We start from the raw sequence: 14,095 nt of genomic DNA, 5'->3' as shown, positions 1-14,095 counted from the left end.
GAAAATCACACCTCTTTGTCGTATTTATATGGCAAGGAGGTTTTAATTTGAGTAAAAAGAGTTTCAAAATAACAATTCCATTTATCGATGAAGACGACGAAAGATTTATTGATGCTTTGGATTTGCATACTGGCGTAGTATACGGGTTTTATGAACAAGAATTTGAACATATGAAACGACCAGAACACATGCAAGTGAAGGAATATGTCATGAAGCGCATGCATTTAATCAGATCGGGTGCTTACGATGACGAAAATACTGAGCCACCTATGTATGTTATATTAGGGGATAAAGAGAGGTGATTCCTCTCTTTATTTGTTTTTTTTATCTCATAAGTTCATAATCTTAATGATTAGTAAAACTTTAGCTAAAATTGGTGTTGTTGGTGTATTTTTATATGGTGGTTTAATTGTCGTAATGTGGTTTATAAAACTCCAAAAAGAGAAGACCTCGCTTTTTTGTTATGTTATAATTGATAGCAAATAAAAAGGGAAACATCTGCATACAACCTGTGGATAAGTGGGTGTAATATACAAGTAAGTGACAAAACAATTGATTAACCCATGACATAGCACGATTAAGGATTTATCGCTATAATAGGTACATTATATAAATTCAATGAATGAAGGGGCATCTATGCAACAAAATTCTGAAAAAGTAAATATTACTTTAAAAACAGTGATTTATGATATGGATTCAGATGAGCAGGAGACACAAGAACAGTCTGTTGCAGGAGAATGGATTAAAAAAGGTGACATCGATGTATTAAAATACGAAGAGGTTATCGAAGAAGCTGGAACGATTCAAAATATGATTACCATTCGGCCAGAACGTGTTTCCATTCGACGCACAGGCGCAATCCAAATGAATCAGCAGTTTCAATCGGGTCAAAAAACAGAAAACATTTATCAGCATATGCATGGCAATATTCATATGGAAACTTATTCCGAATCTATTACTTTTACGGAGAATACCATGCCGCGGATGCTTGAAATCAATTATACAATGAAGCTGAATGGACAATTAGAACGTAAGCATCAGCTCAAGTTGCAATTCTCAAGGAGGAAATAAGAAATGAATGTACTAGCGCAAACAGAAGAGACTTTAAAAGAACAAATTCATGCAGCTGTGATCGCTGCTGAACTTGCGACAGAAGATACAATCCCGGATATTATTTTAGAGAAACCAAAAGATAAAGCACATGGAGATTTTGCTACAAATATTGCGATGCAGCTAGCACGCATTGCTAAAAAAGCACCACGCCAAATCGCAGATGAGATTATAGCAAAATTAGATAAGCAGGAAGCATCGGTTGAAAAGATTGATATTGCTGGCCCTGGATTTATTAACTTCTATATGAAGCAGGATTTCTTAGGCGAAGTCATTGAAACAGTATTAAAAGCAGGAGATGCATATGGTACTTCTAAGGATGGGAACGGCGAAAAAGTTCAAGTCGAATTTGTTTCTGTAAACCCAACTGGCGACCTTCATTTAGGTCATGCACGTAATGCAGCGTTTGGTGATGTATTATGCAATCTATTTGCTGCTGCTGGTTATGAAGTGGAAAGAGAATATTATATTAATGATGCCGGAAACCAAATTAATAATTTGGGCTTATCCGTAGAAGCTCGTTATCTTCAAGAATTAGGTCAACCTGTCGACATGCCAGAAGACGGGTACCACGGACAGGCAATTATTGATATTGCTAAAAAACTTGTAAAAGAAGAAGGAAATGCGTGGGAAGAAGAAACTCATGAGAAGCGTCTGGATTATTTTAAAGAGTATGGTTTAAAGGCTTCTTTACGCAATATTGAAAATGACTTAAAGGATTTTCGTGTTGAATTTGATAGCTGGTTCTCTGAGCGTTCCTTATTTGAAAATAATCAAATTGATCATGCTTTAAAAGTGCTGGAAGACGGCGGCCATACGTATGAAAAAGACGGCGCATTATGGTTTCAGACAACTGCGTTCGGCGATGATAAAGACCGTGTGCTCGTGAAGCAGGACGGTGCCTATACGTATTTAACACCTGATATTGCTTATCATAAAAATAAATTAGACCGTGGCTTCGATCAAATTATTAATGTATGGGGAGCGGATCATCATGGTTATATCCCTAGAATGCGCGCAGCACTTCAAGCATTAGGTTATCCGGTTGATAAATTCTCCGTGAAGATTATTCAAATGGTAAACCTGTTTGAAGGCGGCGAAAAAGTCAAAATGAGTAAGCGTACAGGAAAAGCTGTATCTTTAAGAGAGCTTATGGATGAAGTAGGTATCGATGCAGTCCGTTATTATTTTGTAGCGCGTTCGAATGACTCGCAGCTTGATTTTGATATGGACCTTGCGAAATCGCAATCCAATGATAACCCAGTTTATTATGTTCAGTACGCCCATGCACGTATCTGTACAATGCTTGAACAAGCGAAAAATAAAGGTTTTGCAACAGAGAAAGCATTTGATGCATCCCTATTAACAGCGGAAAAAGAACTGGATCTCCTTAAAAAAGTAGGAGAGCTTCCTCAGGTTATTACCGATGCAGCAGAAAAACAAATGCCGCATAAGGTGACACAATACGTATTCGAACTTGCAACTGCTTTGCACAGTTTTTACAACGCAGAAAAAGTATTAGATGCCGATGACCTGGAGCGTACCAGTGCGCGAATTGCTTTAATGAAAGCTGTCCGTCAAACATTAGCGAATGGCTTAGCAATTTTAGGCGTAGCCGCACCGGAGAAAATGTAAATAGAAGATAAAATTAAAAAAACCTGCAGAGAATGGATGATTACTCTGCGGGTTTTTTGTGTATTTCATATTCAAATGAGATAAATGGTGTGTTGTTTTAGGCGTTGGAAGTGTTGTAATATGTGTATACTCAAAAATGTATTTGAATATAATAATACTTATTTGTTTAAGATTCTTTTTTTGTAGCTGAATTTGATTTATAACAAAGCTTCCCGTGAGTAGCTTTTATCGGAATAAGCGTAAATATCTGTGCAGATTACTAAAAACGAAAGGAGATTTTGTTCTTATGAGCATTGATGCTTTTGAGAGAAGAGAAGCAATGATTAATTTAAAGGAAAAGTTATTAATTGCAGAAGAGCAACGGTTTTGATGGGACGAGTAATCGCAGTCCCAACGGTTTTGATGGGACGAGTAATCGCAGTCCCAACGGTTAAATGGTGAAAAGACGACACCACTTGATGCTGCTTCTAAGAGAACCAAGGAGAAAATTAAGCAGCAGAGGAAGTATTAGAAAATATGATGACTTCCTTAAAACAGCTTGAGAAAATTTTTTATGCTGGGCTTAAACTAAATCAGGCCCTGCATAGCCGGAAAATGCGAGTAGTCAATACTGATTCCTCTTATGATTGAAATCACAAGTTTTCTCTGCTTTTTATAAATAACTTTGATGTATTATAAAATTTATCGCATTTCCCCCTAAATAGGTTGACTGAATGTTCATTCATGTTTTAAAGTAGAGATAGAATATTTTTTTATTATAATATGAAAACGCTAACACTTTGTATTATAATAAAAAAGAGGGGGAAGGGTCTTGGATACATTTCTTATTATTAATTGGATTGCATTTTTAGTTGTGACGGTCTATGCACTGTTCTTATTTGCGAAGGTCATCGCGACACGGGTTGCTTATATTAGACTCGGGAAAAAATCAGAGTTTGATGGAGAGATAAAGCTAAGAATCAAACGCATTATGAAAAATGTATTTGGGCAATCGAAACTATTAAAAGATAAAAAATCAGGTACCATTCATGTCATGATGTTTTATGGCTTTATCCTTGTCCAATTTGGAGCCATTGATATGATTATCAAAGGCTTGTCACCTGGAAATCACCTACCGTTTGGCATGTTTTATCCAGGGTTTGTCTTTTTTCAAGAACTCGTTACATTAATGATTTTAGTTGCGGTTGTATGGGCATTTTATCGTCGTTACATGGAGAAACTTGTCCGTTTGAAAAGAGGCTTGAAAGCAGGACTTGTACTTATTTTTATCGGAACGTTGATGATTTCTGTGTTATTTGGAAATGGGATGGCGCTTATATGGCAAGGACATGAATTAGCATGGACAGAGCCAGTTGCCAGTCTATTCGCGGCATTATTTGGCTGGATATCTGCGGATGCAGCGATGGTCCTGTTCTATATCGCCTGGTGGGTACATACGTTAACCCTGCTTACTTTCTTAGTGTACGTACCACAGTCTAAACATGCACACTTAATTGCTGCACCAATCAATGTATTCTTGAGCAAGAAGGTACCTGGAAAATTAGAAAAAATCGATTTTGATATAGAAGATACGGAGGAAGAAAGTGAAGAAGAAATTGCTTTTGGTGTCGGAAAAGTAGAAGATTTCAAACAGCATCAAATGATAGATTTTTATGCGTGCGTAGAGTGTGGCCGCTGTACGGATGTTTGTCCAGCTGCTGGAACAGGAAAAATGCTTTCACCAATGGATATTATGATTAAAGTTCGTGATCATTTAACAGAAAAAGGAGCAGCCGTTACTGGTAAATCTGCTTGGGTTCCTTCCTATGCTTTTTCCGGATCTGCTGGCAATCAAGCAGCTGGGAGTCACGAAGCAGCTGCAGCTGTTGAGAGCATGAGCTTAATTGGAGATGTGATTACGGAAGAAGAACTTTCTGGATGTACGACCTGCCGAAATTGTGAAGATGCTTGTCCTGTAAATAATGAACATGTTGGCACAATCATTGATATGCGGCGTTATTTAGTTATGACAGAAGGGAAAATGGATTCTGATATTCAACGTGCTGTCATGAATATTGAACGCCAAGGTAATCCATGGGGGTTATCGAAAAAAGATCGTATCAAATGGCGTGACGAAGATAAATCTGTATACATTCCGACCGTAAAAGAATTAAAGAAGGAAGATAAATCTTTTGAATATTTATTTTGGGTCAGTTCCATGGGGTCTTTCGACAGCCGCAGTCAGAAAATTGCCCTCAGTTTTGCGAAATTAATGAATGAAGCGGGTGTTAGCTTTGCGATTTTAGGAAATACAGAAGCAAACTCTGGAGATACTGCAAGACGTATCGGGAATGAGTTTTTATTCCAAGAAATTGCCGAGAAAAATATTAAACAATTTACCAAGCATGACGTCACTAAAATTGTCACAATCGATCCGCATGCGTACAATATATTTAAGAACGAATACCCTGACTTTGGATTTGAAGCAGAGGTATATCACCATACACAGCTGTTGTATGACCTTGTCATGTCAGGGAAGCTGAAGCCGAATAAGGCGATTAATGAGAGATTAACATACCATGATTCCTGTTACTTAGGAAGATATAATGGGGTCTATGACCCACCGCGAGAAATTTTAAAAGCTATTCCAGGCTTGGAACTGGTAGAAATGGAACGCAGCCGTGAAAATGGCATGTGCTGTGGCGCAGGTGGCGGTTTAATGTGGACCGAAGAAACAACTGGAAATCGGATTAATGTGGCACGTACAGAGCAAGCATTGCAAGTACAGCCATCGATGATTTCAAGTGCATGTCCATATTGCTTAACCATGTTAAGTGATGGCACAAAAGCAAAAGAAGTGGAAGAGGATATTAGTACTATGGATGTTGCGGAGATTCTGGCACTGTCCGTTTTGGATCAAAATGAAGAAAAAACAGCATAAGGGTATAGAGGGGGGACGAATTTCCTCTCTATACTTTCTGCTGCTCATTGAACGAGCGTTCGCTCAAAACATAAAGGGAGGCTATTATATGAGGAAGTCAGTCATTGTATCTGGGGCACGTACCCCTTTTGGGAAATTTGGAGGAGCATTAACCCCATTAACCGCAGTTAATTTAGGAGCGAAAGCAATTAAAGCTGCCTTAGAACGAGCAGCATTAGACGGTGCTGAAGTAGATGAAGTGATTATGGGAACGGTCCTGCAAGGAGGCCAAGGGCAAATTCCATCAAGGCAGGCGGCGGTAGAAGCGGGCCTCCCTTGGGAAGTCAAAACCGAAACAATTAATAAGGTCTGTGCCTCTGGTTTACGCAGTGTCACTTTAGCGGATCAGCTTATTCGTTTAGGCGAAGAAGATGTCATCGTTGCTGGTGGAATGGAAAGTATGAGCAATGCTCCGTACATCCTTCCTGACGCAAGGTGGGGAAACCGGATGGGGGATAAAACGGTGCAAGATTTAATGATTCACGATGGCCTCACTTGTACTTTTACAGGAAACCATATGGGGAACTATGGAAACGACACAGCCGCTTCCTTTAAAGTTACCCGAGAACGTCAAGATGCATGGGCATATCGGAGTCATCAACGTGCGATTGATGCTATCGAATCAGGGAAGTTTGCGGATGAAATTACTCCAGTTGAGATTCCAGTCCGCAAAGGAGAGCCAATTGTTGTCAGTCAAGACGAAGCGCCAAGAAAAGGGACATCTGTTGAAAAGCTGGCTGCATTGCGACCAGCATTTGATAAAGATGGTACGATTACAGCAGGAAACGCGCCTGGGGTGAATGACGGAGCGAGTGCTGTCGTTGTCATGTCGGATGAAAAAGCGAAAGAGTTAAATAAAACACCGCTGGCAACGATTTTAGGCCATGCAGAAGTAGCAGTGGAAGCAAAGGATTTTCCACAAACACCGGGTTTAGTCATTAACCGTTTATTAGAAAAAACAGGGGTATCCAAAGAAGAAATTGATCTTTATGAAATCAATGAAGCTTTTGCTGTCGTTGCGCTTGCCAGTGGCCAAATTGCAGATATTGATGAGGAGAAAATCAATGTCAACGGTGGAGCAGTTGCACTAGGGCATCCAATTGGTGCAAGTGGCAATCGGATTATCCTAACACTGATTCATGAATTAAAACGCCGCGGTGGCGGAAAAGGCATTGCAGCAATTTGCAGCGGCGGAGGTCAGGGAGACGCTATTTTAATTGACGTACCAGCAAATTAAAGGGAAGGTGCTTATCATGACTGTAAAACAAGTAATGGTTGTCGGAGCAGGGCAAATGGGTGCAGGAATTGCGCTCGTTTTTGCCCGTTCCGGCTATCAAGTGCAATTGTATGACAACAATAAAGAAGCATTAGAACGGGGAAAGCAGTATATCGAAAATATTTTTAATAAAGATATTGCTAAAGGTAAAATGGAAACGGATTCAAAAAGGGAGGCAATGGAACGTCTCCAGGTAGTTGGCGAACTAGATGAAAAACCACTAACCGCAGATTTTATTATTGAAGCAGTGGTGGAGAATCTGGAAGTAAAACAGGAAGTATTCCGCAAGCTGGATAAACTTGCACCTGAGCACACGATTTTTGCAACCAATACGTCCTCCTTGCCAATTACGGAAATTGCAGCTGTTACCAAGCGGGCAGAACAATTTATTGGGATGCATTTTATGAATCCGGTTCCAGTCATGAAGCTGGTGGAAATTATTCGCGGATTGGAAACAAGTGAAGCAACGTACCAAACGGTGAAAGATCTGACAGAAGCGCTAGGGAAACAGGATGTGGAAGTAAAAGATTTTCCAGGCTTTGTTTCGAATCGTGTTCTAATGCCAATGATTAACGAAGCGGTTTATACCGTTTTTGAAGGTATTGCCAGCATAGAAGACGTGGATCAAGTTATGAAGCTGGGGATGAATCACCCGATGGGACCATTACAACTAGCAGATTTCATTGGGCTGGATACATGCCTATCCATTATGGAAATTCTTTATGATGGTTTTGGCGACAGTAAATATCGCCCATGCCCGCTTCTGAGGCAATACGTGCAAGCAGGAAGACTCGGCAAAAAAACAGGCAGGGGATTTTACACATACAGTGACTGATATAAAGGGGTGTGCATAATGATAATTTCGCTGACAGAAGAACAAAAGATGTTAGTCAAAATGGTTCAAGATTTTGCGCGTGAGGACATTGCAAAGGAAGTTGAAAGAATGGAGACGGAAGACCGTTTTCCAAAAGAAATTATCAGGAAAATGGGAGAACTCGGCTTAATGGGAATTCCTATACCAGAAGAATATGGAGGAGCTGGCATGGATTTTAGTTCCTATATTCGGGTGATTCACGAACTATCGAAAGTCAGTGCAACTGTCGGCGTTATTTTATCTGTGCACACTTCTGTGGGAACGAATCCAATTTTATATTTTGGGACAGAAGAACAAAAAAAGAAATATATCCCCAAGCTTGCTTCTGGCGAATATTTAGGTGCCTTTGCGTTAACAGAAGCGAATTCAGGGTCCGATGCAGGCGGGTTAAAAACCACCGCCAAGCTGGTAGATGATGTTTATGTACTCAATGGTTCCAAAGTATTTATTACGAATGGGGGATACGCGGATACATTTATTACTTTTGCAAGAACAAGTGAAGAAAGAGACGGAATCAGTGCCTTTATTGTGGAAAGGGACAGTCCCGGTATCCACATCGGAAAAAACGAAAAGAAAATGGGATTAAAAGGTTCTAGCACCGTTGAAATAACTTTTGATCAATGTCTTGTTCCCAAAGAAAATTTGCTTGGAAAAGAAGGGCAAGGATTTAAAATAGCAATGGCCAATTTAAATATTGGAAGAATCGGCATTGCTGCACAGGGATTAGGTATTGCAGAAGCTGCTTTAGATTATGCGGTCGCTTACGCAAAAGAAAGAGAACAGTTTGGCAAGCCGATTGCAGCGAACCAAGGAATTGCTTTTAAACTGGCAGAGATGGCAACAAATGTGGAGGCAGCTAAGCTATTAACCTATCAAGCTGCGAAACAGATTGAAGCAGGTCAGACCTGTGTAAAAGAGACTTCCATGGCAAAAATGACCGCAACCAAAACAGCAATGCAAAATGCGATTGAAGCTGTACAAATTTACGGGGGTTACGGGTATACCAAGGATTATCCTGTTGAAAGGTTATTCCGTGATGCGAAAGTGACGGAAATCTATGAAGGAACAAATGAAATACAACATATCGTAATTTCTAAAGAGCTGTTGAAGGGGAGATAGAGATGAATTTTCAATTAACGGAAGAACAAGAAATGCTGCGGAAGATGGTTAGGGATTTTGCGGAAAAGGAAGTAGAGCCGACAGCAGCAGAAAGAGATGAAGAAGAACGCTTTGACAGAAAAATATTTGATCAAATGGCAGAACTGGGATTAACAGGCATCCCTTGGCCAGAAGCGTATGGCGGAATTGGTGCTGATTATGTAAGCTATGTGATTGCGGTGGAGGAGTTATCACGTGTTTGTGCTTCCACGGGAGTTACCCTCTCTGCCCATTTATCTTTAGCAAGCTGGCCCATTTACAAATATGGAAATGAAACACAGAAGCAAAATTTTTTAAAGCGGCTTGCAACTGGGGAAGCATTGGGTGCCTACGCATTATCTGAACCGGGAGCTGGCAGTGATGTTGTTTCTATGAAAACCACGGCTAAAAAAGAGGGCTCTGATTATATATTGAATGGAAGTAAAGTATGGATTACTAACGGCGGCGTAGCGGACATTTATATTGTATTTGCAAAAACAGACGCGGAGAAGAAGCATAAAGGGATTACAGCTTTTGTCGTTGAAAAAGGAACAGAAGGATTCACTTTTGGAAAAAAAGAGAAAAAACTTGGTATTCGTTCCTCGCCAACAACAGAACTAATTTTTGAAAATTGTCGCATCCCGGCAGAAAATGTATTAGGGGAAGAGGGAGACGGCTTTAAAATTGCGATGACTACCTTAGACGGGGGAAGAAATGGAATTGCTGCGCAAGCCTTAGGGATAGCACAAGGCGCACTAGACGCAGCCGCGGCTTATGCAAAGGAAAGAGAGCAATTTGGCAAGCCGATTGCTGCTAACCAAGGCATATCTTTTAAGCTGGCAGATATGGCAACCGAAATTGAAGCCGCTCGTCTATTAACCTATCAAGCTGCATGGCTTGAATCTGTAGGAAAACCCTATGGAAAAGCATCTGCTATGTCTAAGTTATTCGCAGGGGATGCTGCGATGCGCATCACGGTAGAAGCTGTGCAAGTATTTGGAGGATATGGATACACAAAAGACTATCCGGTGGAACGTTACATGCGCGATGCAAAGATCACACAGATTTACGAAGGAACAAATGAAATCCAACGACTGGTTATCGGCAGAATGCTTACAAAGTAAAAGTAAGGATTAAATCGCAGGCTTCAAAGGTTTTCAAAGGAGGTTGGGAGATGAGTGAGGACCAAATTCGTTCTTCTGTAAAAGACCAAGACTTAGTCATGAGACGCAGGAAGCAAATTATTGAAGGGGCGATGCGTCTATTTAAGGAGAAAGGATTTCATCGTACGACAACGAGAGAGATTGCTAAGGAATCCGGGTTCAGTATTGGTACGTTATATGAATATATTCGAACAAAGGAAGATGTTCTTTTTCTCGTTTGCGAATTTGTACATGATCAAGTACGTGATCAGCTGACCGAAACCATGTCGGTCGAGAACCCAACGAAGGAAAGCTTGCGGCAGGCTATTCGACAATATTTTTATTTTATGGACACCATCCAGCCGGAAATTTTAATGCTTTATCAAGAAACCAAATCCTTAAAGAAAGAAAAGCGTCAATTTGTGCTGGAACAAGAACAGAACGTTGTCCGGATGATGGAGGAACTGCTGATTATTTCTTTAGGGGAAGAACTGGATCACCGAGAGATTCGTTTTTTAGCAAACAATATTGTTGTCGGCGGACATATGTGGTGCTTTCGTCGCTGGCTCATCCAAAAAGAATTTACGATTGATGAATATGTAGATTTGCAAATGCAACAAGTTGATTTTTGGTTATAAACGTATCATGGAAAGTGAGGATTATTCCTTTTTATTTCGAGATTTACGAGAAGAGGAGGAAATAGCATGACAGAAGAACGCTATTTGGCGACGCATCCTATTCGTTTTGTAACCGCATCCAGTTTATTTGATGGGCATGATGTATCGGTAAATATTATGCGGCGTATATTGCAAGCGAGTGGTGCGGAGGTAGTTCATCTTGGACATAACCGTTCTGTAGAAGAGGTTGTTTATGCAGCGATTCAGGAAGACGTGCAAGGCATCGCCATCTCGTCCTACCAGGGCGGCCATATGGAATATTTTAAGTATATGATTGATTTACTGAAGGAATTAGATGCGGCACATATTCAAGTAGTAGGTGGCGGAGGGGGGACAATTCTGCCTCGTGAAATCAAAGAGCTTCATGATTATGGGGTTGCTTGGCTATTTTCTCCAGAAGACGGAAGAAAATTCGGTCTGCAAGGGATGATTAATCGGATGCTGGAAAAATGTGATTTTCTCCCGCCGATAGATATAGACAAAGATTTGGTGCGTTTAAGAGAAGGAAGTCGATTAGCAATCGGCAAATTTATCACTTTAATGGAAAATGGAGATGAGGAAACAAAGAAACAAGTATTAGAAAAACTCTCTGATCATCAAGAGAAAAAAATTCCGGTACTCGGGATTACAGGAACAGGCGGCGCCGGGAAAAGTTCTTTAACAGATGAACTCATCCGCAGATTTTTGAACGAAATTCCCGAGCGGAAAATTGCTATTTTATCGATTGATCCATCCAAACGAAAAACAGGTGGTGCTTTACTCGGAGACCGGATTCGCATGAATGCTATTTTTTCTGACAGGGTTTATATGCGCTCCCTTGCCACCAGAAACTCAGGCACGGAGCTCTCTGCCTCCATTCAAGACGCCATAGAGGTTGTCCGTGCATCTGGTTACGACTTAATTCTTGTAGAAACGAGCGGGATTGGGCAGGGAGATGCAGCGGTTACGGATATTACAGATTTATCCATGTATGTCATGACAGCTGAATTCGGTGCACCAACACAATTGGAAAAAATCGATATGATTGATTATGCCGATTTTATTGTAATTAATAAATTTGAACAAAAAGGATCAGAGGATGCCCTTAATCAGGTTCGAAAACAATACGAACGGAGCCATATGTTATTTCATGAGGATAAGACAAAGTTTCCTATCTTCGGTACAATAGCGAGTCAATTTAATGATGAAGGTACCGATGCGTTGTTTGCCTCACTGATTGATCGAATAAATGAAGCTTATTATTGGGGAGAAGAGGTCGCTTTTCAACGTCATGTGATTTCAGAAAAGAAAAATCAAATTATTACAAATGAGCGCAGACATTATTTGCGAGAAATCGCTTCCTATGTTCGCAATTATGATAAGCGTGCTGAAAAACAAAGAGAAATTGCTTCCAAGCTCTACCAATTAAAAGGTGCGAGGGAAGAAGTAGATGGAGAAGCAGCGGCTTCCCTGGATCAAATGATGGCTGCCTATGAACAGCAATTAGACGGGGAGGCCAAGCGTTTATTAGACAATTGGGAGAATCTAAAAGAAAGCTATCTTGGCGATACATTTACTTTTAAAGTACGGGATAAAGAAATTACAATGGATTTAACAACAGAGTCTTTATCCGGTTTAAAGATTCCGAAAGTCGTATTGCCAAAATATCATGATTGGGGAGACCGTCTTTATTGGTTGATGCGGGAAAACGTTCCTGGCACTTTTCCTTATACTGCGGGCGTGTTCCCATTTAAACGAAAAGGCGAAGACCCGACAAGGCAATTTGCCGGGGAAGGGACCCCGGAGCGAACCAATCGCCGTTTTCATTATCTTTCTAAAGGAGAAAAAGCGAAAAGGCTATCTACCGCATTTGATTCGGTGACATTATATGGCGAAGATCCGGCAGAGCGTCCAGATATTTACGGGAAGGTTGGGAACAGTGGTGTAAATATTTGTACACTAGATGACATGAAAAAGCTTTATAGCGGTTTTGACTTAACAGATCCGTTAACCTCCGTCTCCATGACGATTAATGGGCCGGCGCCAATTATTTTGGCGATGTATTTTAATACAGCGATTGACCAGCAAGTAGATAAATTCACCGAGGAAAATGGACGCCAGCCAACGAGTGAGGAATTTCATAAAATCCAGGCAGATACCATTTCTGTTATTCGCGGCACAGTGCAGGCAGATATTTTAAAAGAAGATCAAGGGCAAAATACATGTATTTTTTCAACAGAATTTGCGCTGCGGATGATGGGCGATATTCAGGAGTACTTTATCGAAAACAAAGTCCGTAATTATTATTCTGTATCTATCTCCGGCTATCATATTGCAGAAGCAGGTGCTAATCCAATTACACAGTTAGCTTTTACATTAGCGAATGGATTCACTTATGTGGAATACTACTTAAGCAGAGGAATGGATATTGATAAGTTTGCTCCGAATCTGTCCTTCTTTTTCTCCAATGGTTTAGATCCGGAATATACCGTGATTGGCAGAGTAGCGCGTAGAATTTGGGCAATTACCATGAGGGAAAAGTATGGTGCGAATGAACGCAGTCAAAAACTAAAGTATCATGTGCAAACTTCGGGAAGGTCTCTGCACGCACAAGAAATTGCTTTCAATGATATTCGTACAACACTGCAAGCGTTATTAGCCATTCAAGACAATACAAATTCATTACACACCAATGCTTATGACGAAGCGATTACGACACCAACCGAAGAATCTGTTCGGCGTGCAATGGCTATCCAAATGATTATTAATAAGGAATTTGGATTGACAAAAAATGAGAACTCCTTGCAGGGGGCCTTTATTGTTGAGGAGTTAACAGACCTTGTGCAAGAAGCTGTATTAAAGGAATTTGAACAAATGAACGACCGTGGCGGTGTACTTGGTGCAATGGAGCGCCAATATCAACGCGGCAAAATTCAAGAGGAATCGCTCTACTATGAAGGGAAGAAGCACTCCGGAGAATTGCCGATTGTTGGTGTAAATACCTATTTAAATCCAAACCCGCCATCAGAAGAAGAAATTGATTCCATGGAGCTCGCTCGTGCATCTGAAGAGGAAAAAATGCATCAAATTAATGAGTTAAGACGTTTTCAGTCGGAGCACCAGAGTCACGTAAAGGAAGCGTTAAAACGATTAAAAGAGACGGCAGTTTCCAATGGGAATATATTTGCAGAATTATTGCATACCGTCCGTTATGCAAGTCTGGGAGAAATCACCAAAGCCCTATATGAAGTTGGCGGACAATATCGTCGCAATATGTAAGCTATTTAAAAGAATACCAGATAGGAG

At 40.5% G+C, this 14,095-nt stretch carries 10 protein-coding genes; all 10 read left to right on the top strand.

The genetic code is table 11. The annotated features are described in order from the left end of the window. The first annotated feature begins 47 nt into the window (after positions 1–47). Positions 48–302 (top strand): hypothetical protein, encoded by a 255-nt coding sequence (locus KI343_RS16540; RefSeq protein WP_212927533.1) that lies wholly within the window; start codon positions 48–50, stop codon positions 300–302. Positions 303–636: 334 nt separating this feature from the next. Next, on the top strand, positions 637–1,071 hold the full coding sequence (locus KI343_RS16535) for a YwiB family protein (RefSeq protein WP_212927532.1): 435 nt from the start codon (positions 637–639) through the stop codon (positions 1,069–1,071). Between the two features lie 3 nt (positions 1,072–1,074). Continuing rightward, positions 1,075–2,745 carry an arginine--tRNA ligase gene (gene argS, locus KI343_RS16530; protein ID WP_212927531.1) on the top strand — a complete coding sequence of 557 codons (1,671 nt, stop codon included), beginning with the start codon at positions 1,075–1,077 and terminating at the stop codon, positions 2,743–2,745. 811 nt (positions 2,746–3,556) lie between these two features. Continuing rightward, complete coding sequence (locus KI343_RS16525; protein WP_212927530.1) at positions 3,557–5,665, top strand: heterodisulfide reductase-related iron-sulfur binding cluster; 2,109 nt, start codon at positions 3,557–3,559, stop codon at positions 5,663–5,665. An 88-nt stretch (positions 5,666–5,753) separates the two neighbouring features. Further along, the gene (locus KI343_RS16520; protein WP_212927529.1) at positions 5,754–6,941 is read left to right on the top strand and encodes an acetyl-CoA C-acetyltransferase; all 1,188 of its coding nucleotides are present in this window, start codon (positions 5,754–5,756) and stop codon (positions 6,939–6,941) included. Between the two features lie 16 nt (positions 6,942–6,957). Further along, on the top strand, positions 6,958–7,815 hold the full coding sequence (locus KI343_RS16515) for a 3-hydroxyacyl-CoA dehydrogenase family protein (RefSeq protein WP_212927528.1): 858 nt from the start codon (positions 6,958–6,960) through the stop codon (positions 7,813–7,815). A gap of 18 nt (positions 7,816–7,833) precedes the next feature. Then, on the top strand, positions 7,834–8,973 hold the full coding sequence (locus tag KI343_RS16510; protein ID WP_212927527.1) for an acyl-CoA dehydrogenase: 1,140 nt from the start codon (positions 7,834–7,836) through the stop codon (positions 8,971–8,973). A 2-nt stretch (positions 8,974–8,975) separates the two neighbouring features. After that, entirely contained in the window at positions 8,976–10,115 is a 1,140-nt protein-coding gene (locus KI343_RS16505; protein ID WP_212927526.1) for an acyl-CoA dehydrogenase, read from the top strand. 50 nt (positions 10,116–10,165) lie between these two features. Then, positions 10,166–10,771 carry a TetR/AcrR family transcriptional regulator gene (locus KI343_RS16500; RefSeq protein WP_212927525.1) on the top strand — a complete coding sequence of 202 codons (606 nt, stop codon included), beginning with the start codon at positions 10,166–10,168 and terminating at the stop codon, positions 10,769–10,771. Positions 10,772–10,837: 66 nt separating this feature from the next. Continuing rightward, on the top strand, positions 10,838–14,068 hold the full coding sequence (gene icmF, locus KI343_RS16495) for a fused isobutyryl-CoA mutase/GTPase IcmF (protein WP_212927524.1): 3,231 nt from the start codon (positions 10,838–10,840) through the stop codon (positions 14,066–14,068). Positions 14,069–14,095 lie beyond the last annotated feature (27 nt).

The sequence above is a fragment of the Oceanobacillus sp. J11TS1 genome (assembly GCF_018333215.1).
In the GTDB taxonomy this organism is placed as follows: Bacteria; Bacillota; Bacilli; order Bacillales; family Amphibacillaceae; genus Oceanobacillus.
This window is presented reverse-complemented; position numbering and strand designations above follow the sequence as displayed.

Bases quoted from the DNA above. Each gene is read 5' to 3' on its own strand.
- KI343_RS16505 (WP_212927526.1), top strand. From the start codon at position 8,976: ATGAATTTTCAATTAACGGAAGAACAAGAAATGCTGCGGAAGATGGTT.
- KI343_RS16535 (WP_212927532.1), top strand. From the start codon at position 637: ATGCAACAAAATTCTGAAAAAGTAAATATTACTTTAAAAACAGTGATT.
- KI343_RS16520 (WP_212927529.1), top strand. From the start codon at position 5,754: ATGAGGAAGTCAGTCATTGTATCTGGGGCACGTACCCCTTTTGGGAAA.
- icmF (WP_212927524.1), top strand. From the start codon at position 10,838: ATGACAGAAGAACGCTATTTGGCGACGCATCCTATTCGTTTTGTAACC.
- argS (WP_212927531.1), top strand. From the start codon at position 1,075: ATGAATGTACTAGCGCAAACAGAAGAGACTTTAAAAGAACAAATTCAT.
- KI343_RS16515 (WP_212927528.1), top strand. From the start codon at position 6,958: ATGACTGTAAAACAAGTAATGGTTGTCGGAGCAGGGCAAATGGGTGCA.
- KI343_RS16500 (WP_212927525.1), top strand. From the start codon at position 10,166: ATGAGTGAGGACCAAATTCGTTCTTCTGTAAAAGACCAAGACTTAGTC.
- KI343_RS16510 (WP_212927527.1), top strand. From the start codon at position 7,834: ATGATAATTTCGCTGACAGAAGAACAAAAGATGTTAGTCAAAATGGTT.